Below are 20173 nucleotides of genomic sequence, written 5' to 3' on the forward strand. Positions count from 1 at the left end.
ATAACATAGGCAAAATGACCTACTTCAACCCAAAAGCCTGCTCCAGCTCCACAATACGCGATTGCTCCATATGCACAATAGCACCAATGTTTTTCGCTGATATGGTCGCCTTCGCGCTGTATTCGGCGACCTCCAGGCGGTCGAAGGCGTTCAGCAGGCTTTGCCCGGTGACGATGACGCAATCATTTTCGGCAATGACGATGGGCGTATTCTCCTGAAAAAGCTGCGCCGCCTCCTGCGGCTTCGTATACAAATCCCCATACGGAAGCTTCGGAATATTCCGCAGCAAAATATAGCTTTCCGGGATCGTCCGCGAATCCAGCAGCTCCTCCGTAACCGCAAACGCCATAATGTTGGGCGGATGGGCAATAATAACCGAATTTACATGCGGCTGTGTTTCATAAATATGCTGGTGAAACTGTACCGAGCGGCTTGGCACCTTGCCCGCCTCTTTCTTTCCACCATCAATACGCACGAGATCCGCTGGCTCCACATATTTACGGTCCTGATTAAACGGCGTAATAATGAAGGAATTTTCACCGACCCGATGGGAAAACGTTCCCTGCGTGCTCGTAAACAGTCGCTGATCGTAAGAACGCTTAATGAGCTTGCACATCTCCCGGCGTGCTTCCTTCTCCTCACTGCTGTAAAAATCCGGTACAAACTCCTCCAGCAGCACCTCGCGCGTATCCGCCAGCTGATCGGCCAGCAACGTTACCGGCTTGCCAATCCGGTTCGCCTGAATTTCCATGCGCGCGCAATATTCCAGCGTCTCGAATCTTTGAAAGGCTTCAAATAAATCGCGGCCGCCTACAACGACACCGTGATTTTCCAGCATAATCGTGTTCAGGCCTTCGCTGAATACGTCCGCTATATTTTCGCCCAGCTCCGCGCTTCCCGGCAAGCCGTATTTCGCCATGCCTACCTCGCCGCAGATCAAATAGTCATTCGGCAGCAGACGGACATTAGGCACTTTACGCACCATGCTGAACGCCACAAGTGCAGGTGGATGTGCATGAACAACCGCCCGAATATCCGGCCTTCTGCGATAAATCATCTGATGAAACGGGTATTCGCTCGATGGCCGATGATTGCCCGCAATCGTACCGTCCGCCTTCACACAAACGATGTCCTGACGCGTCAGCTCCCCCTTGTCGATCCCCGCAGGCGTAATCCAAAGATCGCCGTTATCGTCCAAAATCGATAAATTGCCGCCTGAAGTCGTCGTCATGCCATAACCGTAAATGCGCTCCATCATCATGACCAGTTGATCGGAAGGATGTAATAACGTGAATTCCATGTGCGTGTCCCCCTTTTTTTCGCGTTCAATATCTTTGTTTATATTGTATTACTTTTGTTTGTTTTTGAAAGTGACTTTTCTTACATATCTTTTAACCTTTTCGCGCAAAAATAAAGCGGCGTCCAGCAGCGTATCATCTTGCTTTACACGTCAAAAAGGAATGCCTCAGGTTCATAGATAGCCCCGAAGCATTCCCACTTTTCAATCTATATACAAATCTATATACAAATCTATATACAAATCTATATACAAATCTATATACAAATCTATATACATCATTGTCCCATATCCAACACTTTCGCCAACAACTAAAAGCTACAGCTTGCGCTCCCGCCTGCGGGCAACTCCCGAAGCATAAGCCGCTTCAATGACCGCCTCTTTGACGCGATCCGCTACATTCGGATTAAAAATGCTCGGAATGATGTAATATTCATTCAGCTCATCCTCGGTTACAACCGCTGCGATCGCGTGGGCGGCAGCGAGCTTCATTTCCTCCGTCACCCGCGAAGCCCGGCAGTCTAATACGCCGCGGAACAATCCGGGAAAGCATAATACATTATTGATCTGATTCGGATAATCCGACCGTCCCGTCGCAATGACGCGCACAAGGCCTTCCGCCTCCTCCGGCGTAATTTCCGGCGTTGGATTTGCCATCGCGAACACAATGGCATCCTTCGCCATTTTGCGAACATCATCAGCCTTCAGCACGCCCGGCCCCGATACGCCGATAAAAATATCTGCGCCCGCAATGACTTCGCTCAACTTGCCCTGCTCCCGGTTCGGATTCGTATGCTCCGCATACCAACTCCACGCTTCATGCTCGTAGCTGTTGCCAGCCACGAGTGCGCCGTCACGGTCAACCCCGATGATGTTCCGCACACCTGCTGCTAACAAAATCTTCGTGCAGGCAATTCCTGCCGCCCCTACGCCGCACAGCACAACCTTGCAATCTGCGAGCTGCTTGTCTGCCAGCTTGACCGCATTAATAAGGCCTGCAAGCAGCACGACAGCTGTACCATGCTGGTCATCGTGGAATACCGGAATATCCAGCTCCTCAATGAGACGCCTTTCAATTTCGAAGCAGCGTGGCGACGAAATATCTTCGAGATTAATGCCGCCGAATGTGGGGGCAATGCGCTTAATGGTCGCAATAATCTCTTCCGTATCCTGTGTATCGAGGCAGATCGGGAAAGCATCGACTCCCGCGAGCTGTTTGAACAGCATCGCCTTGCCCTCCATAACCGGCATCGCTGCGAGCGGGCCGATATTGCCGAGCCCTAATACCGCGGTTCCGTCCGATACGACGGCAATCGTATTTCTTTTTATCGTGAGCGAGTGTGCCCGCTTCGGGCTTTCATGAATCGCCATGCATATATTCGCCACGCCCGGCGTGTACACTCGCGATAGATCATCGCGCGTTTTAATCGTCATTTTTGGCGTTACTTCGATTTTGCCGCCCAAATGCATGAGAAAGGTTTGGTCCGATACTTGAAGCACCTTTACGCCTGGCGACTTATTTAATACGCTTACAATTAACTCTTTGCGCTGCGTATCCGTAATATTGACCGTCACATCACGAATCGTCGATGTTTTGCTTGTCCCGCTGACATCAACGGCTACAATGTCGCCGCCCGCTTCCCCAATTGCCGTAGCAATCCGTCCAAAGGTTGACGTTTCCTTGTCCATTTCCAAACGCAATACGATATTCGTGCTTCCCGTTGCTGGCACCGCCATCCTGACCACACTCCCATGCAAACGCTTATGCGCTTGCTATTTGCCTTCATGTTAACGGTTACATGAAAACGTGGGAAGCTTTTGACCATATTGTTGGTTTTGGTCATTTTGGTCTTTGCTGCAATACGTAGCGATTGATCGGACGCCCAACCCCGCCATAGTTGATTTCCAGCTTCACATAACCGCTCTTCTCCAAAAAATCCAAGTAACGCCGTGCCGTCACTCTGGCGATACCGATTCCCTCGGCTGCTTCCTCCGCGGAAACCCCACCCTCCAAGCGATGCATGACCTCGACGATTTGCCGCAATGTAGCCGCATTAAGACCTTTCGGCAGGCTGCTTTGCTGCTCATCCAGCCCAGCAAGTCCGGCTTGCCTTGCTTGCCTTGTTTGTTCAGCTTGTCCAACTTGTCCTGCTGGCCCTGTTTGTCCAGCTTCCTGCTGCCCATAACCGTGCTTCTGCCCTTGCACCCAGTTTTCCCCACTCAGCAGCATTCGATCCAGCTCATCCTGGGTAACAGCATCTTCTGCTGCCAAGCTTTCGTGGCGGTCACGATAACGCTCCAATGTCTGGCGAATCCGCTCCAGCTTGAACGGCTTAATAATATAATCCATCGCGCCCCCGCGCAGCATTTCGCGAATCGTCTCCGGATCTTTTGCCGCCGTTACCACAATAACGTCAACCGGCATTGCCGCCGAACGCAGCTCCCGCAGCGCAGCCATCCCGTCCAGCGCTGGCATAAAAACATCGAGAAACACCAAATCCGGCTTCAGCTCTCGGATGAGACGCAAGCCCTCCTGCCCATTCCCCGCAATGCCCACGACCTGAAAACCGTCTACTTGCTCGACAAACTGCCGATTAACCTCCTGCACCATGGGATCATCTTCGATTAGCACCACTTTAAAAAAGCGTCCGTCTTGCCCCTTGTCCTTGTTCTCCGCCTTCACGTTCATCCGCCAGCTCCTCCCATCGGAAATGTTAGCTCAATAGCTGTGCCGCTTCCTGGCTCCGACTGAATGCGCAGCTCCCCATCGCCCTTATCGACGATGCTGCCCACCAAATACAGTCCAATGCCGCGATTATCACTGCCTTTCGTTGTAAAACCCCGCTCAAGTACACGCGACTGCACCTCTATCGTCATGCCGCAGCCATTATCTTCAACAAGAATAGACAGCAGCTCTTCATCCTGCTCCATACTAACATAAATTTCCTTTTCTTCACGTTCTATTTGCGCCAGCGCATCAAAAGCATTTTCAATCAAATTGCCGATAAGCAGCACCATATCATGCTGATCCAGCATGACGGGGAATTGCTTTACCTCCATATGAGGATCAAGTTTAACCTGAATGCCCAGCTCCTTGCCCCGGCTGATTTTGCCAAGCAGCAGGCCCGCCAGGCTGTCATCGGCAATATGCTGATGCAGAAACTGCGTCAGCTCCTCCTGCTGACCGGAAATATCGTAAACATATTGGAGCGCCTGCTCTTTTTTATCCAGCTGAAGCAGTCCGGCAATCGTGTGCAGCTTGTTGCTATGCTCATGGTTCTGCACCCGCAGCGCATCGACGAACTCTCGCACACCCGTCAATTCCTCTGCCATACGTGCCACCTCGGTCCGATCTTGAAAAATCGCAATCGCTCCGATCATTTTTCCCTGCTCACGAATCGGAATACGATTGCTCCAAATCAGCGCATTGCCCACTCGCAGCTCCTGATTGAACACGGGACGATCCCGCTCCATAATTTCCGGCAGCCGAGTATCCGGCAGTACCTCGCGGATCGGCAAACCGACTACGTCGCGGGATACGCTGAAAATCTGCTTCGCCCGCTCATTAAAAATCGTAATCAGCTCAAAGCGGTCAATCGCAATGACCCCTTCATGCATCGCCTGAAAAGCCGCCGAGCGTTCCCCATACATGCGCGCAATTTCATGCGGCTCCAAATTGTACATTTGCCGTTTAATGTGACGGGCAAGCAGCGCTGACCCGAATATCCCAAACAATAAAGCGATCAGCAGCGTGAGCACAATCGAGCTTTTCTGCTCCTCAATAAGCTTCGCCAGCCCTGGCAGCAGTCCACCCGCTACGACGACACCTACCTGCTCATGCGCCTCATTCATGATCGGGACATAAGCGCGCAGCGCAACGCCCGCCTCCCCCTTCACCTTGGACATATACGTATGTTCCGCAAAAGCCGCATCGGCGTCAGCCGAATCGAACCTGCCGCCAATCCTCGCCGCCAGCGGGTGTGACAGCCTCGTTCGGTTCATATCCAGCACGACAACATACGCCACATTGTTTATGATGCGGATATTGTCCGCCACATGCGCAATCCAGCTTGCGCTATCCGGTTCATTGATCTGATTTTTAATGCTCGGCAGCTCTGCCACGGTGCGGGCGGTAATCAGCAGCCGCTGTTTAAGCTCGTCCTCCTTCATGCGGGTGACGCTCCCAATCACGACAATACCACCGATAAGCAGCGAGAGGAGAACGAGTCCGAATGACAGCAAAATCATTTTCCAATAAATTCGCAGACGGCTGAGCATCGCTTCCCCTCCCTGTTTGCTTCGTTTACGTTTTTTCTCTATTGTGAAATAATAAGGGTAAAATAGCAACTGCGGCAAACGCAGCTAATGTGGCAGAAAGGGAGGTGGTTCAAAAATGAAAACCGCAATCGGTATGATCAGCTTTATTGCTGTAGGTTTGCTGGCAGCCATTTTGTTCGGCTTTCGTCCCGAGGCGACCCGCTCACTTCCCTTTGATGAAGAACAGACGGGGCTGAAAGAACGGATCGTCATTAAATTCAGCCATGTGGTTGCGGAAAATACACCGAAAGGGCTGGCGGCGACCCATTTCGCCAAGCTCGTCAAAGAAAAGACCGATGACGCCGTCGAAATTCAAGTTTTTCCGAACGGCATGCTGTACACCGAGGATACCGAGGTCGCAGCGCTCAAACGAGGAGATATCCAAATGATCGCTCCCGCCTACTCCAATCTCAGCGTCATTGACCCTGCATGGCTCATTATGGACTTGCCATTTGCTTTCGCTGATCAGCAGGCCGTTGATTCGGCGCTTGATAGCAAATTAGGCCAGCTATTATTTGCATCAATGGAGCAGCATCATATAAAGGGCGTTGCTTTCTGGAGCAACGGCTTCAAGCAAATGACCGATAGCGTCCGTCCGCTGCGGATTCCCGATGATTTTAAGGGGCTGAATTTTCGCATCTTGCCAAGCGATGTGCTGGTCAGCCAGTTTCAGGCGCTTGGTGCCACTACAGCCAAGATCCCCTTCAACGAAGTATTCGCAAGCTTAAAGAAAGGCATTGTAGATGGACAGGAAAATACGATATCCAACATTTTTACGAAGCAGCTTTACCAGACGCAGCATTATATGACGATTAGCAATCACGGCTATCTCGGCTATGGCGTGATGTTCAACGAAAGCTTCTGGGACGAGCTTCCACCGGGCATTCAGGCCGAGCTGCAAAGCGCGCTTGTAGAAACAACCGAGTGGATGAAGCAAAACACAGCGGCGATGCAGGAGCAGCAGCTTCGTCAGCTCAAGCAATCGAAGGATATTGACATCCATACGCTAACCCCGCAGGAGCGGGAGCAATGGGTGCAGGCTTTTCAGCCGATTTATGATCAATACCGAGAGATTATCGGGGAACCGCTGATGAATGAAATCGCGCGACCGAAATAACCAAAACGAACAATATGACCGTATGCTTGTGACAGGGGCTCTCCTTCTTTTACAATGAGGACGCAAACGAAATTAAAGCGTTTTCATTTTGATAAAAGAAAGTGGGGACCTCCTCATGAAGCTGAAATTCAACCTGAAAAACCTAACCGTCCAAGTCGTGTGTGCTATCGTTATTGGTATTTTATTCGGTCATTTCTTCCCGGAGTTTGGCGAGAAAATGAAAGTTCTTGCCGATGGATTCATTAAGCTGATCAAAATGGTCATTGCGCCCATCGTCTTTTTCACCGTCGTGAACGGCATTGCCAATATGGGCGATATGAAAAAAGTCGGCCGCATTGGCGGCAAGGCGCTGCTCTATTTTGAAATTGTGACGACAGTAGCGCTTGCGATTGGTCTCCTCGTTGTCAATATCGTTAAGCCGGGCGCAGGCATTGATGCCAGCAAAGCAAGCGGCGACATTACGAAATACACGGATGCAGCTGCCCAGTCCAGCCACAGCATGGTGGATTTTATACTCGGCATTATTCCGGATAACGTCATTTCGGCCATGGCTGGCGGCGACTTGCTGCCGATACTGCTGTTTGCGATTTTATTCGGCTTGTCGCTTACGGCGATGGGCGAGTCGGCAAAACCCGTTATCCAGCTGTTCGACAAGCTGTCCCATGGCTTTTTCGGCATCGTCAATATGATTATGAAGCTTTCACCGATTGCTGCCTTCGGCGCAATGTCCTACACAATCGGCAAATTCGGCATTGGCTCGCTGACCTCGCTGGGCAAGCTGATGGGCTCCGTCTATATTACGATGGCGCTGTTCATTATTATTGTGCTCGGCTCGATTGCCCGCTTTTATGGCTTTAGCATTTTCAGCTTTATCCGCTACATCAAGGATGAAATCTTCCTCGTGCTCGGCACTTCGTCCTCCGAATCGGCGCTGCCGCGCATGATGGATAAGCTTGAAAAATACGGCTGCTCCAAGCCGGTCGTAGGGCTCGTCGTTCCAACCGGCTACTCGTTCAACCTTGACGGTACGGCGATTTATTTGTCCATGGCCGCGATGTTCGTGGCTCAAGCATCCGGTGTTGAGATGTCGCTGTGGCAGCAAATTACGCTGCTCGGCATATTGATGCTGACGTCCAAGGGAGCCGCAGGCGTTACAGGCTCCGGGTTTATTACGCTGGCAGCGACGCTTGCCGCTTTCCCTAGTATTCCTGTTGCCGGTATGGCGCTGCTGCTCGGCGTTGATCGCTTCATGTCTGAAGCCCGCGCCATCACGAACCTGATCGGCAACGGCGTCGCAACCGTCGTCGTCGCCAAGATGGAAAATGAATTTCATCCGAACGGCGCGCCGGAAGCGGCTGTAACCGCGAAAGTCGAGCCTACTCCTGCTACTGCAAGCACGGGTCTCGGTGGAAATCTCGTTAAGCCAGCTGCAGAGCAGTCCTAACTCTCAAATATGTTGCTTCAGTCTTAGTGGCAACAGTGAAAAAAACTCAGCGCCTTGTCTTGGCAAGGCGCTGAGCTTTTCATTTTTACAATCAGAGAAATTGAATTCTTTTTTCTATGTTAACTGTATTTATATTTTATTTGGAGCATGTATACAACTGATCAAAACTAAATTTAATACAATCCCTTAAATCTCATAATGAGCAAAAACACTCCAAGAACTATAAATAAACTTCCAAGAACACGATGTACAATAACAGCAAACATTGTAGGCTCTTCTAGTGAAAAGGTGAAATTACCATTTTTAGATCTAAGCTAATGAAGACAAAAATATTAGTTTTCTTGGGATCATTACATTAAGAGTACCAACCACTATCAATAAAATTATGCCTACCATTCTATCTTCTCTCCATAATACTGATTTTTGAAATCAAATCTCCCACTCGTTTATTTTTCGTGAAAACCATCATAAATAAACCGATTGGAAGTAACCCATGATCAATAATTCTAGTCAAATTCCTTATCACTATCCCTTTTTTACTGATTTTATCGTTATTTTCCGAATAAAGCGTCAAATTTAAAATCTTTTTACCTAATGTAATACCAAATAACAATTCAAAGAAAATGAAATAAATTATAATAAAACAGCAAAAAAGTATACTCAGTAAAATTGGATTTCTTAAAAAAAAGACCAATTTTACACTCCAAGTGTTAAATGAATAATACATTATTGGCGCTACAAACACGCCGCATAGAGTTACATCGAGCAGGAATGCTATCATCCTCTTTAATAAATACATCTTAATCTCCTTATTCCAATAATTTGTTTATTTGTTGCTCCAATATCTGATTTCAATTGCAAATCATGCTTACATAGATGGTTGTGATGCCCAAATCTATTGTTCTCAAACGCCTGATTTTATGGGCTTTCGTAATTTAGGATTAAATTTACTTATCCTCTACCCCTCCCCAAGATAATATTGAAACTTCAAACCGTATTATTAATTTTGCTAAATCGTTTAAAACACTTGGTTGTAATTCAAAATACATTTGAGCCAAAACAGATTGTAGATATAACTTAATACAAATATCCTCAAAGGTTGTTTCAGTTATATATTTTTCAGATTACTGTAACTTTAAAACAAGTTTATGCAGAACAGTGAATACAGTTCACAGGCATAAAGAAACCACACGGAGCTTACACTCGCATGTGGTCGGATTATTTCATATGAAATTATCTAAGAATATTATAATCTAACACATTATGAGAATGGTAATTTAGATGAATGTCATTCTATCGATTTCCATATTACCATGTGCTCTAAAAATCTGTCACCCTGTTCATTTTTTAATGAAAAGCAAAATGTAAGACCTTGCATATTATATTCGTTTTCCATTGAATCATACTCTAAATCTTCTATATCTAAATCCTCTAAATCCATTAATGTTGAACCTATGCAAATCTTACTTAAGTATTTCCCTTTATAATCACCAAATACAGTTATCGTTGATAATTCTCCCGTTTTTTTCGATACAAAGAAGTGAATATTATCTATATCTATATCTATATTTATTGTATTCGAGCTCTCTGATATGACATAAGGAGATTCAATCACTTCAAGTAATTCCTCCAAACTACTCCCCAATTTATACTTCCCTACTCGCTCGCCTGCAACTATGTCACCGAAATTAACATTCATATTCCCCGACCTTTACAATAAGTATTATTTAACTGCAATGCTGACCGCGTCATAAGAATGGCTGTATAAAAATGACGAGTAGTATTCGCATTATCGTAGCTATTTCTCCAGTCCGCCATAGTCCCAAATGCCTTCTGTACGGCGGCAGTCGGAGCAATTGAAACATGTCCATTTCCATCTAATTTCGCTTCAAATATTCCTGTTGCATTAATCGCTTCTACAGTAGACACCCACCCTGGTAGCATCATATTAGTAGACCATGATAAGGCTTCATCATTTCTACCTTTTCTTTGTAACACTCCTTTTCTCATTTTCATTACATCACGATGTTCTGCTGTCATACTTTGAGAATCGGTATTGTCAGATCTCCTATAAATGAAGGTTACATCATCGTCCATAGATTTAACAAACATTTTTATTATTGACTTTGATGCATTCTTTATGGCACTCCTTGGGTTAGGTATGGAATCAGCAATTGCCTCAACAAAATCATCATTTAACTTTTCTCTAGTTTTATTTGCTACATTTATAAAATGTTTTATCCTAGTATTTTGAGCAGCTTGACTTAAATTTGCTTGTAATGCTTTATTGCCTTTGGCCTCATACCAATCAGACGTAAGTTGCCTTATTTTAGTCTGATCTGATACTGATAATTGATTGTCAATACCTTCAATCCAATGACCTAGAGAGTCAACCCAGTTAAGAGGATTATTATGCACATACGTATAAAGGTTTTGACTTAAAGGATTCGTCAGATCCCCTTCATTCGCCACTGGGTGGGGTTTCTGTCAATTTAACAAAAAGAAACCATATGGAGTGAATACTCACATATGGCATTTAATCTATTCAAATATTCAATAGCTTAGTTATTTTATTAATAATACGTTCTATCTCCTCTTCATCAGAATATACGTTTGGATAAAGTATGCGTGCCTGTTCAAATGGCGAATATCTAGATGATGCTCTAGCTAGTTCACTAAAAAGAAGCCTTTCCTGACCATTTAATTCTTCAAATTCAAGATCATGATCATAGGTTCAGAGACGCTGAGCTTATTCAATAATACAATAAACTAAGAAACGTACAGGTCAATTGAGAACTTCATTTTTATCCTACTGGCAAATCCAATGAATGGCTCTTCAAAATAAATAGCTGGAGTCTCATTATTTTCAACATTAACAACTACACATAAGTCGTAGGAAATCATCATTCGTTCCTTTAACTCTTTTAATAACTCCTCTTTCTCTATTAATTGATTCAATATTTCATTTAGTTGATCATTGATATCATAGGACTCCTCATACCCCGTGTCTAGAATCCACACATCTTCTTTTCGTTTGTGCAAAGCATTAATAATATCCCCCGCCCTGTGCTGCTTGGATGGCTTTATTTCCACAGCTTTAGTAAATAAATCCGGATCAAAATCTCCTCTAGCAAAAAAATCAACCATAACTGTTGTTCGCAATTTTAACGCCCCTATTCTGCAAATTGATTTAAACTCGTATCACGCTTATTTGCCAGGTCCAATAGTTAGGCAGAGTTTATATGTAGTTTACCACTAACCTAAAACAGTCCTTTCAGTCTCATTACGAATAAAAATACTCCTATCGCTATAAAAAAACTGCCCAATATACGGTACATAATCACCATAAATAACGAAGGCTCCTCTGGAGCAATGGTAAAATTACCATTTTTATATCTAAGCATCAATGACGATAAAAACAAAAGCTTTCTCGGAATGGTCACATTTAGGCCCCCAACTGCAATTACTAAAATAATGCCAAACATTTTATGCTCTCTCCATTGTCTTTGAAATTTAGACAAAAACGGAAAGGTACAAAAATTGTTTGCGCGTCAACCTGCTTCCGCATTACTACTATAACAAATGTACATAAAGCTATATAGCCACTATTAGGCCAATCCACCATTTTTCAGCCGCCGCGCATAGAATTATCCCTTCCAACCGTGGTATAGTGATAGCAGCAGTGAACAAGCAGGGGGTATTTAAGCATGTCTAGGAAACAAAATGAAGGCGGCAAGCCGCGTAAAGCCGCGCAAGCCAAGCAATTCACGGTCAATGAGCCGTCGGAGCTGCTGGCTTTTTTATTGATCCACTTGGCCAGCATGGGGCGCAATTCGGTAAAATCGGTTTTGGCGCGCGGGCAAGTATCGGTCGATAAGCGCGTACAAACGAAATATAATTTCCCGCTCGAAGTCGGGCAGACGGTTTCCATAAATACGGAAAAAGCGGTAGAAGCGCCGCCGCTTATGGGACTCACCATTTTACATGAGGACGATGCCATTATCGTCGTACAGAAGGATGCGGGACTGTTGTCCATCGCTTCCTCCAAGGATGAGCAGGAGGTTACCGCTTACCGCCAGCTGATGGCGCATGTTCGAACCTTCGATCCGAAAAATCGCATTTTCGTCGTGCATCGCCTGGACCGTGACACATCTGGTGTCATGATGTTTGCCAAAACCGAGAAGGTGCAGCAATCGCTCCAAAACAACTGGCAGGAAGCCGTCAAGGAGCGCTCCTATGTAGCACTCGTAGAAGGTAAAGTACGCAAGCCCGAAGGCACCATCCAATCGTGGCTCAAGGAAAGCAGCACGCTGAAAATGTATTCCAGCTCCCATCCAAATGACGGACAGCACGCTGTAACCCACTACAAGCTAATTCAGGCAAGCGACAGCTTCTCCTTATTGGAAGTGCATCTGGAGACTGGCCGCAAAAATCAAATCCGCGTCCACATGGAGGACATCGGCCATCCCATTACCGGAGATAAAAAATACGGAGCGCGGCTTAAGCCAATTGGCAGGCTCGGTTTGCATGCGCGCGTACTTGCTTTCGAGCATCCGCACACCGGCAAGCTGCTCCGTTTTGATACGGGCATTCCCAAGCTGTTTCTTAATCCATTTAAAAATGCTGCTCCAGCTCCGCAGGCTGGGCAAGCACCGAAAAAACAGCGCTAAAGCTGCATAAGCAGCTTTCTGCCTACTATAAAAAAGGGAGCATCCGCAGATGCCCCCTTTTTTTCGATTCAATCGCTTTATTTTCAAAATAAAAACTTTCGCTTGCTACGATTTCTTAATCCTCATCATAATGATCATCGTCATCATCATCATCGTTGTCATCATCGTGGTAATCTTTATCCACGGACAGCACTTTTCCCGTTGCTGCATCAACTTCTACTTCAGCTTTACCGCCCGTGATACGCAGGTCAACCTCGTAAATGATTCTGCCATCATCACGATCGCGATTAACCTTGACTACCGTCCCTCCAACTTTAGCAACTGCAATGGCTCCAGCTTGCTCAGCTGTCTTTAAGGCTGTCGTCCCTGTGCTTGTTGATGGGCTGGCAGCCGGCTGATTCACTGTCCCTGCGTTCGACGCTGTTCCTGCTGGAGCTGTCGCTTGAGCTGCACGGCGGTCGTCGTCATCATCATCACTGTCATAAATGCCTAGCAGCTTGCCGCTGTAAGCATCGATATGCACATCGACTTCATCCTGATAAGCTCCGCGCTCGACTTCCACCTCGTAAAAGATACCTGTTTGATTACGTTCCAGGTCTACACCGTCAATTCGGCCGTCCACATGCTTCAAGGCGATTTTTTTCGCTTCGGCTTTGCCGATCAAGGTTTTCGTATTTGAAGCAGCCGTTGCTGCACCGCCCATTGCACCGAGCGCCAAAGTAACCGATACAACGCCTATCCAGATTTTTTTATTCATCATGATCCTGTTCCTCCCATTTTAAATGTCTCTCGCTTGTCTCACCCTTACTTTACCTGCGGCAAATGAGATGACCATGACAGCAACATTAGAATTTGATGATAAAAGACTGAGTCTGCGTTCATTTAGACTTAATCGTCTTCTTGATCATCGTCCTCGTCCCATGTGATCGACATAATGGCTCCCGTTACAGCATGAACCTGTACCGTAGCCTCACGGTCGTCTGGCGCATCGATTTCGACTAAAAAATACCGGCTGCGGTCGGAGCTTTTCAGCTCGATATCCTCTACCTTGCCTTTTACCTGCTTAAGCGCGATCGCTTTCGCTTCATCTGGAGATATGCCCTGTTTCACAGGTGACGCCGCGGGCGTTTTTCCCTCGTTACCATCACTTGGCTTCGTGCTTGGCTTCGGGCTTGGTTTCGAGCTTGGATTTGCTGCTGGACTTGAGCTTTGCTCTGGGCTCGGCGTTGCCACCGGACTCTGATCGGGCGTCGGCTCTGCCGCTGGCGTCGCAGTTGGAGCATCAGTTGGCTGATTTGATGAAGAAGCAGGAGGCGTTTCCCCAGCAGCAGGCAGCTCGCCGTCTATAAGCTTTATGGAAACGATGCCTCTGCCTTTCGCATCGACAGCGACATCGTACATGCCCTTTTCAGCCTGAAGCTTAACTTCATAGACGTTGTCGTTGAGCGTTGCGCTAACGATTTTCCCAACATATTGCTGAAGAACCTGCTCGCTTGCTTGCTCCTCCGTAATGGAAGGCCGCGCGTCAGCAACGGATTGCCACCATAACCCCCCAGCAATACAGATAATGACCACACAAGCTATCGTTATGCCAAGCACCAGTCTCGTTCGCTGTTGTCGCATTGTAACACCCCATTTATATCAGAAACATGCCTTTCAAGCTTGTTGCTTGAAAGGCATGCTGTATTACAACCTATTATATAACCTGCGGATTAGAATTTGGTGAGAACCAAATTCGCCCGTCGGTTCAAGTCAGTGCTCTCTACTCTACCCTGCCAAAGCCTAGTCTACGCTGATCACAAATCCAGATCAGTCACCGCACCTTGCGAAGCCGAGGAAACGAGCCGGGCATATTTGCCTAACACGCCTGTTCTTACTTTGAGCGGCGGCTGCACCCACTTCGCAAGCCTCGCCTCAAATTCCTGAGCCGATATTTCAACGTTCATTTCCTGCGTCTCGCTGTCGATGGTTATGATATCGCCCTCCTGCAGCAAGCCGATTGGACCGCCAACCTGAGCCTCAGGCGTAACGTGTCCGACAACAAAGCCGTGCGAGCCGCCCGAGAAGCGTCCATCGGTCATAAGCGCCACTTCGCCGCCAAGTCCTTTCCCGCTAATCATCGCTGTAATGGACAGCATTTCCGGCATGCCGGGTCCGCCCTTCGGTCCGACATAACGAATGACGAGCACATCGCCTTTTTTAATATCATCGCGCGCAATCGCATCGGCAGCTTTCTGCTCGCTGTCGTATACTCTCGCTGGGCCGCTAAAACGCAGCTTTTTAAGGCCCGACATTTTAGCCACTGCCCCTTCAGGTGCCAAATTGCCTTTCAACACAACCAAAGGTCCTGTCGGCTTTAATGGCTGCTCGAAGGAACGAATGACATCCTGCCCGCTGTCCAGCGGCTCGGCGTCCGCCAGATTTTCCGCAAGCGTTTTGCCCGTTACGGTCAAGCAGTCTCCGTGCAGCAGCCCTTTTTCAAGCAGCAGCTTCATAACGCCCGGCACACCGCCGATGTCGTTCAAATCCTGCATCACATATTTGCCGCTTGGCTTCAAATCGGCCAGATGGGGAACGCGGCTGCGCACCCGTTCAAAATCATCCAGCTTCAGCTTCACGCCCGCCGAATGCGCGATCGCCAGCAGATGAAGCAGCGCATTCGTTGAACCGCCGAGCGCCATCACGACGGTGATCGCATTTTCGAAAGCTTTCAGCGTCATAATGTCGCGGGGGCGAATATTTTTTCTCAGCAGCTCGATAACCGCTTTGCCCGCTTCCGTACATTCCACCGCTTTATTCGGTGCAATCGCTGGCGTAGAGGAAGAGCCCGGGAGCGCCATGCCCATCGCTTCTGCCGCCGAAGCCATCGTATTCGCCGTGTACATTCCGCCGCATGCGCCAGCACCTGGACAAACGCTGCACTCTACCTCATGCAGCTCCTCATCCGTCAGCTGTCCTTCCTGATATTTCCCTACTGCTTCAAAAGCAGTAACGACATCAACATCCTTGCCATGCAGCTTTCCTGGCTGAATCGTGCCGCCATATACATAAACAGATGGAAGGTTCATCCGGCCAATCGCCATCAGGCAAGCCGGGGTATTTTTGTCACAGCCGCCAATCGCGACTAACCCGTCAAAACGCTCAGCATTAACAACCAGTTCAATGGAATCGGCAATCGTTTCCCGGCTCGGAAGCGAGAACAGCATCCCCTCATGTCCCATCGAAATGCCATCCGACACCGTAATCGTATTAAAAATAAGCGGAGCCCCGCCATGCTGCTTGACCCCGGCCTTCGCTTCCCGCGCCAGCTGGTCAATATGAATGTTGCACGGCGTTACCTCGCTCCATGTACTGGCGACGCCAACCATCGGTTTTTTGAAATCCTCATCCTGAAACCCTACCGCCCGCAGCATCGCCCGGTTCGGCATCCGGTTTACCCCTTCACTTATATCCTTGCTGCGTCCACGCAAATCTTCCTTCTCGGACATGTCCATCCATCCCCTCATCGTTGGTTAAATAATGGCATACAGCTCGCGCATAGGGCGCAGTAAATTTTGCTTCATCATGACTGCCGCCCGTTCAGGGTCGCCAGCCTCCATAGCTTCAATAATTGCCTGATGTTCCTCGACTGATACATGCGTCGCCTTAACAGGCTGTTTTAGAAACACATATTTAAAGCGGCGAATATGTACCTGAAGCGAAGCACTGTAAGAGGCAAGGTATTCATTATCTGCGGCTTCCACCATAACATTGTGAAACTGCTCGTCCAGCTCCATGGCCTGAAAGGGCAGACCCTGTTCAATCGCCGCGGTAAACTCGGCATTCAGCTGCTTCAACTGCTCAATTTGTTCGGGTACAATGACACTGGCAGCCGACTCTGCCGCTAATGCGTGCAGGGAGGCCAGCGTCGAATACATTTTCAAAATATCGGATTTCTCCAAGCTTTTGACCTTCGTATAGTTGCCCGGATGCACCTCCACGAGCTTCTGCACTTCAAGAATTTGCAAAGCTTCGCGGACAGGCGTCCTGCTGACCCCTAAAGCTTCCGCCAGCTCGGCATCGCCGATCTTCTCGCCGGGAAGCAGCGTACCATCAATAATCCATCGCTGAATTTGGGAAAGCGCCCGTTCTTTCGCCGAAATTTTAATAGGCGTTGTAAAATGGCTCGGAATAGGCATACGCATCTTCCTTTCATGTATGTAATATATCGCATACGTATACGTATATCAATCTTTTTTTTGTCCATCCATTCATTTACCCGTTTACATAAAAAAAGAAAGCAGCCCTCTGGACTGCTTCAGGCTGCTTCTAATCATCATATAGCTGTTATTTTCCTGATTCCATTCTTTTCAATCTAATCGTCGCCGTCGTTCCGACGCCTTCCTCGCTTGCAAGCGTAAGACTTGCGCCAATAGCTGCGGCGATTTCCTTCGCCAAAGCGAGGCCAAGCCCAGCACCGCCAACGTCATGGCGGCTTCTTGCCTCATCGACCCGGTAAAACCGGTCGAATACTTTAGACAGCGCAGCCTGCGGAATGCCGATGCCCCGGTCAATGACCCGGATCACGCTGTAATCGCCGCTTGCGCCAATTTCCAGCGTAATCGCAGCGCTGCTGTATTTGCGCGCATTATCCAGCAGGATGAACAGCAATTGGCGCAGCTTATTCGCATCTGCATACCCGTAAATACCCGGCTGCTCGCCTTCGATGCCTACCTCCGATTGCGACAAATGTACCGCTGTTTCTAAGTCCGCCCCAGCCTGCTTGCCTTCGCTGCTGGCAAGCTGCACCTGAATATCTCGTCCATACGCCTTCTGGAAGGCTTTGGACGACTCACTGGCGAGCTGCGCCAGATCAACGCTCTCCATCGTTAAGTTCCACTGCTCCTTGTTGCGGGCCAGCATCAGCAGCTGTTCGGTCATCTCCTTCATTCGCACCGCTTCGGAGTGAATCGCATCTATCGATTCGACGAACAGATCGGGGCGATCCAGCCCCCGGCGCTTCAATAAGCTGGCGTAGCTTTCAATGACCGTAAGCGGCGTTTTCAGCTCATGGGAGGCATTCGAAACAAACTGCTCCTGCTTCTCAAAATTCGTCTCCAGCAAGGCAATCATATCATTGAAGGTTGCTCCCATTTCCGCAAGCTCATCCTGCGACTGGCCTTCCGGCTGGATTTTTATAAATGTACCACTGCGCTGGATCGCCCGCATCGTATGCGTCATATTGGCGATGGGACGCACGATGATGCTTCCGAGCAGGCGTCCCGAAGCAATAACAGGAATCATCGCGATGCCCGTTACCGCCAGCAATACAATTTGCAGCACCTTCAATTGGTCTGCCGTGTCCTGCACACTTTCTGTCACCTGAATATTGACGACCGCGCCATCCGTCCAAATGACTGGAATCGATACAAGCGCATAGCTATTCCCCTTAAAATCAATGCTTTCAATCCGCTTCTCCTCCGCATAAACGGCTCCCCGCTCGCTGAGTTGCTGCTCGCCTGGCGCAGTGACGAGCAGCTTGTCCGCCCCTTCGGCTGTCACAATGCGCAGCATACCGTTCAGGGGCACATACGCACGCAGCAAATCTGCTGTCGGAACCGTCCCCGCCGACTTCAGCATGCCTTCGGAAATTTTCAGCGCTTCCGCCTCTACCCGCTCCATTTGGCTCGTAATCGTCAATTTGCTGAATAGCGCATATACGGACAAATTCATAGCTACGAGCAAAACAGCGAATAGAGCAGAGGAATAAAGATGAATCCGGCTGCGCAGCTTCATTGCGCTTCCTTGAGCACGTAGCCAACTCCGCGCACCGTATGGATCAGCTCACTGGCAAAGCCTGTATCTACCTTTTTGCGTACATAGCGAATATATACATCAACGACGTTCGTGTCTCCGTAGTAGTCATAGCCCCAGACCGCCTCAACAATTTGCTCGCGTCCCAGCACTTGGCGCTGATGCTTCAGCAAATAGCTGAGCAGATCAAATTCGCGCGGCGTCAGCTCGATGCTTTTACCCGAACGAATAACCTCGCGCGTCGTTTCATTCAGCTTTAAATCGCCCGCCAGCAGCCACGTCCCATCCACTAACCCCGCGCTTACCGCCTCTGCGGGAACAAGGCGCTGTCTAAGCGCCGCTCGAATTCTTGCCAGCAGCTCCTCAATTTGAAAAGGCTTCGTCATATAATCGTTAGCGCCCAGATCAAGTCCGGACACCTTGTCCTCTACAGAGCTTTTCGCTGTCAGCAAAATAACAGGCGTAGCCGCGTCGGCCGCCCGGATTCGCCTTAATATTTCGATGCCGCTAATGCCCGGAAGCATAACGTCAAGCAATACCAGGTCCCACTCGCCCGTGCGGTACAGCTCAAGCGCCTGCAAGCCGTCATTCGCCTTGGAGACGCGATAGCCCTCCGCCTCCAGCTCAATCTCCAGCACCCGGGCGATTTTCTGCTCATCCTCTACAATTAATATGGACTCATTCATTGCTGTCCCTCCCTGTCTCTCCGCTCCTGCCCATATGCTCCATCCAGCATGTGTGATTACGTTTATATTAGGCTATTTGTGGCAGGAGAAGCAACAACTGCGCCAAACAGCAATCGCAAATACCTAATTTGCGACTTATTATTCCAATAAATTGGAGTTCTGTTGTTTCAAATTTCGACAAGGCGATTAATAATAGCTACAAGCTTGTAGATAATTATGCGAGGGGGTCCATGTGATGAAGCTCCGCCGTTATTTGGCACAACTTGTAATCGCTATCTTCGTCCTGCCGCCTAAAGGCGACCATGCCGACAAAGCACATAAATCCAGCTAATACATAGGAAAGCCTGTCCGCGCGAAGCAACTCTGCTATAATGGAGGGAAAACCACATCAAAGGATGATACGATGATTGAAATTTCCAGCTATAGCGTGCAATATATTAAAGACCCTTTCGGCATTTTAACCGGAAAACGCTACGAGTTTATAATCGATATTGAAGCAGCCGAGGACGACGATATTTATTCGCCTAAAGGGCTTTATGTACGTGCTGTTTTTGCCAAGGATGGCGACCAAGCCAAAATTGCCAAGCACGAAATTATCGAGCGCGAGACGGAGCGCATTTTGGATTTTGAGCTGGAAGACGAGGAAGAGCAGCTCGTGCTTGCCTTCTGCCTGGAGCATTGGCACGAAGCAGAGGAATAGAAGCCTGTTTATATGAAATAGCGTTTAAATGCTTAAATTTTGAAAAATAGGGCTGGTCCGCAAAGCATAAACCTCTGCTTTGATATGCTCCCCATACGGTAGACAGGTGAAATAATAAAACCTGTTACTGTAAGGGGAGTTTTTTCATG

At 48.2% G+C, this 20173-nt stretch carries 19 protein-coding genes; 4 read left to right on the forward strand and 15 right to left on the reverse strand.

What is annotated here, in order from left to right; translation table 11 throughout:
• Window positions 1-19: 19 nt before the first annotated feature.
• The 4 genes from WH37_RS31560 to WH37_RS31575 form a co-directional block, all read right to left on the reverse strand.
• Window positions 20-1300 (reverse strand): class II aldolase/adducin family protein, encoded by a 1281-nt coding sequence (locus WH37_RS31560; RefSeq protein ID WP_046234638.1) that lies wholly within the window; start codon window positions 1298-1300, stop codon window positions 20-22.
• Between the two features lie 315 nt (window positions 1301-1615).
• Window positions 1616-3034, reverse strand: coding sequence for an NAD-dependent malic enzyme (locus WH37_RS31565; protein ID WP_046234639.1), 1419 nt, complete (start codon window positions 3032-3034; stop codon window positions 1616-1618).
• A 103-nt stretch (window positions 3035-3137) separates the two neighbouring features.
• Window positions 3138-3986, reverse strand: coding sequence for a response regulator (locus tag WH37_RS31570; protein ID WP_046234640.1), 849 nt, complete (start codon window positions 3984-3986; stop codon window positions 3138-3140).
• Window positions 3983-5575, reverse strand: coding sequence for an ATP-binding protein (locus WH37_RS31575; protein ID WP_046234641.1), 1593 nt, complete (start codon window positions 5573-5575; stop codon window positions 3983-3985). Before WH37_RS31575 ends, WH37_RS31570 begins: the two co-directional genes overlap by 4 nt.
• A gap of 115 nt (window positions 5576-5690) precedes the next feature.
• Here WH37_RS31575 and WH37_RS31580 point away from each other — a divergent pair, with 115 nt between their 5' ends.
• Both WH37_RS31580 and WH37_RS31585 read left to right on the forward strand, forming a co-directional pair.
• A complete protein-coding gene (locus WH37_RS31580; RefSeq protein ID WP_046234642.1) occupies window positions 5691-6731 on the forward strand; it encodes a DctP family TRAP transporter solute-binding subunit in 1041 nt (346 codons plus the stop codon).
• A 115-nt stretch (window positions 6732-6846) separates the two neighbouring features.
• Complete coding sequence (locus WH37_RS31585) at window positions 6847-8175, forward strand: dicarboxylate/amino acid:cation symporter (protein ID WP_218158269.1); 1329 nt, start codon at window positions 6847-6849, stop codon at window positions 8173-8175.
• A gap of 397 nt (window positions 8176-8572) precedes the next feature.
• Here WH37_RS31585 and WH37_RS37610 read toward each other — a convergent pair whose 3' ends face one another.
• From WH37_RS37610 to WH37_RS31610, 5 genes are all read right to left on the reverse strand, one after another.
• Entirely contained in the window at window positions 8573-8974 is a 402-nt protein-coding gene (locus WH37_RS37610) for an RDD family protein (protein WP_046234643.1), read from the reverse strand.
• A gap of 489 nt (window positions 8975-9463) precedes the next feature.
• A complete protein-coding gene (locus tag WH37_RS31595) occupies window positions 9464-9874 on the reverse strand; it encodes a hypothetical protein (protein WP_046234644.1) in 411 nt (136 codons plus the stop codon).
• Complete coding sequence (locus tag WH37_RS31600; RefSeq protein ID WP_046234645.1) at window positions 9871-10647, reverse strand: RHS repeat-associated core domain-containing protein; 777 nt, start codon at window positions 10645-10647, stop codon at window positions 9871-9873. Before WH37_RS31600 ends, WH37_RS31595 begins: the two co-directional genes overlap by 4 nt.
• Window positions 10648-10944: 297 nt before the next feature.
• Window positions 10945-11337 carry a DUF4279 domain-containing protein gene (locus tag WH37_RS31605; protein WP_052737371.1) on the reverse strand — a complete coding sequence of 131 codons (393 nt, stop codon included), beginning with the start codon at window positions 11335-11337 and terminating at the stop codon, window positions 10945-10947.
• 98 nt (window positions 11338-11435) lie between these two features.
• On the reverse strand, window positions 11436-11660 hold the full coding sequence (locus WH37_RS31610; protein WP_046234646.1) for a DUF6199 family natural product biosynthesis protein: 225 nt from the start codon (window positions 11658-11660) through the stop codon (window positions 11436-11438).
• 222 nt (window positions 11661-11882) lie between these two features.
• Here WH37_RS31610 and WH37_RS31615 point away from each other — a divergent pair, with 222 nt between their 5' ends.
• Complete coding sequence (locus tag WH37_RS31615; RefSeq protein ID WP_046234647.1) at window positions 11883-12845, forward strand: RluA family pseudouridine synthase; 963 nt, start codon at window positions 11883-11885, stop codon at window positions 12843-12845.
• 115 nt (window positions 12846-12960) lie between these two features.
• Here WH37_RS31615 and WH37_RS31620 read toward each other — a convergent pair whose 3' ends face one another.
• The 6 genes from WH37_RS31620 to WH37_RS31645 form a co-directional block, all read right to left on the reverse strand.
• Window positions 12961-13605, reverse strand: coding sequence for a PepSY domain-containing protein (locus tag WH37_RS31620; RefSeq protein ID WP_046234648.1), 645 nt, complete (start codon window positions 13603-13605; stop codon window positions 12961-12963).
• Window positions 13606-13733: 128 nt separating this feature from the next.
• Window positions 13734-14468: a PepSY domain-containing protein gene (locus tag WH37_RS34075; RefSeq protein WP_052737373.1), complete on the reverse strand. Its 735-nt coding sequence runs from the start codon at window positions 14466-14468 to the stop codon at window positions 13734-13736.
• Between the two features lie 173 nt (window positions 14469-14641).
• A complete protein-coding gene (gene ilvD, locus WH37_RS31630) occupies window positions 14642-16333 on the reverse strand; it encodes a dihydroxy-acid dehydratase (protein ID WP_046234649.1) in 1692 nt (563 codons plus the stop codon).
• Window positions 16334-16357: 24 nt separating this feature from the next.
• Window positions 16358-17023, reverse strand: coding sequence for a GntR family transcriptional regulator (locus tag WH37_RS31635; RefSeq protein WP_046234650.1), 666 nt, complete (start codon window positions 17021-17023; stop codon window positions 16358-16360).
• 148 nt (window positions 17024-17171) lie between these two features.
• Window positions 17172-18620, reverse strand: coding sequence for a sensor histidine kinase (locus WH37_RS31640; RefSeq protein ID WP_046234651.1), 1449 nt, complete (start codon window positions 18618-18620; stop codon window positions 17172-17174).
• Window positions 18617-19324, reverse strand: a complete 708-nt coding sequence (locus WH37_RS31645; protein ID WP_046234652.1) for a response regulator transcription factor — start codon at window positions 19322-19324, stop codon at window positions 18617-18619. Before WH37_RS31645 ends, WH37_RS31640 begins: the two co-directional genes overlap by 4 nt.
• 403 nt (window positions 19325-19727) lie before the next feature.
• Here WH37_RS31645 and WH37_RS31650 point away from each other — a divergent pair, with 403 nt between their 5' ends.
• Window positions 19728-20024 (forward strand): DUF6509 family protein, encoded by a 297-nt coding sequence (locus tag WH37_RS31650; protein ID WP_046234653.1) that lies wholly within the window; start codon window positions 19728-19730, stop codon window positions 20022-20024.
• Window positions 20025-20173 lie beyond the last annotated feature (149 nt).

This window comes from Paenibacillus algorifonticola (assembly GCF_000971975.1).
GTDB lineage: Bacteria > Bacillota > Bacilli > Paenibacillales > Paenibacillaceae > Pristimantibacillus > Pristimantibacillus algorifonticola.

Excerpts from the sequence above, each read along its gene's own strand:
- WH37_RS31650 (WP_046234653.1), top strand. The coding sequence starts at position 19,728 with ATGATTGAAATTTCCAGCTATAGCGTGCAATATATTAAAGACCCTTTC.
- WH37_RS31560 (WP_046234638.1), bottom strand. The coding sequence starts at position 1,300 with ATGGAATTCACGTTATTACATCCTTCCGATCAACTGGTCATGATGATG.
- ilvD (WP_046234649.1), bottom strand. The coding sequence starts at position 16,333 with ATGTCCGAGAAGGAAGATTTGCGTGGACGCAGCAAGGATATAAGTGAA.
- WH37_RS31610 (WP_046234646.1), bottom strand. The coding sequence starts at position 11,660 with ATGTTTGGCATTATTTTAGTAATTGCAGTTGGGGGCCTAAATGTGACC.
- WH37_RS37610 (WP_046234643.1), bottom strand. The coding sequence starts at position 8,974 with ATGTATTTATTAAAGAGGATGATAGCATTCCTGCTCGATGTAACTCTA.
- WH37_RS31615 (WP_046234647.1), top strand. The coding sequence starts at position 11,883 with ATGTCTAGGAAACAAAATGAAGGCGGCAAGCCGCGTAAAGCCGCGCAA.
- WH37_RS31595 (WP_046234644.1), bottom strand. The coding sequence starts at position 9,874 with ATGAATGTTAATTTCGGTGACATAGTTGCAGGCGAGCGAGTAGGGAAG.
- WH37_RS31640 (WP_046234651.1), bottom strand. The coding sequence starts at position 18,620 with ATGAAGCTGCGCAGCCGGATTCATCTTTATTCCTCTGCTCTATTCGCT.
- WH37_RS31620 (WP_046234648.1), bottom strand. The coding sequence starts at position 13,605 with ATGATGAATAAAAAAATCTGGATAGGCGTTGTATCGGTTACTTTGGCG.
- WH37_RS31635 (WP_046234650.1), bottom strand. The coding sequence starts at position 17,023 with ATGCCTATTCCGAGCCATTTTACAACGCCTATTAAAATTTCGGCGAAA.
- WH37_RS31575 (WP_046234641.1), bottom strand. The coding sequence starts at position 5,575 with ATGCTCAGCCGTCTGCGAATTTATTGGAAAATGATTTTGCTGTCATTC.
- WH37_RS31565 (WP_046234639.1), bottom strand. The coding sequence starts at position 3,034 with ATGGCGGTGCCAGCAACGGGAAGCACGAATATCGTATTGCGTTTGGAA.
- WH37_RS34075 (WP_052737373.1), bottom strand. The coding sequence starts at position 14,468 with ATGCGACAACAGCGAACGAGACTGGTGCTTGGCATAACGATAGCTTGT.
- WH37_RS31585 (WP_218158269.1), top strand. The coding sequence starts at position 6,847 with ATGAAGCTGAAATTCAACCTGAAAAACCTAACCGTCCAAGTCGTGTGT.
- WH37_RS31580 (WP_046234642.1), top strand. The coding sequence starts at position 5,691 with ATGAAAACCGCAATCGGTATGATCAGCTTTATTGCTGTAGGTTTGCTG.
- WH37_RS31645 (WP_046234652.1), bottom strand. The coding sequence starts at position 19,324 with ATGAATGAGTCCATATTAATTGTAGAGGATGAGCAGAAAATCGCCCGG.
- WH37_RS31570 (WP_046234640.1), bottom strand. The coding sequence starts at position 3,986 with ATGAACGTGAAGGCGGAGAACAAGGACAAGGGGCAAGACGGACGCTTT.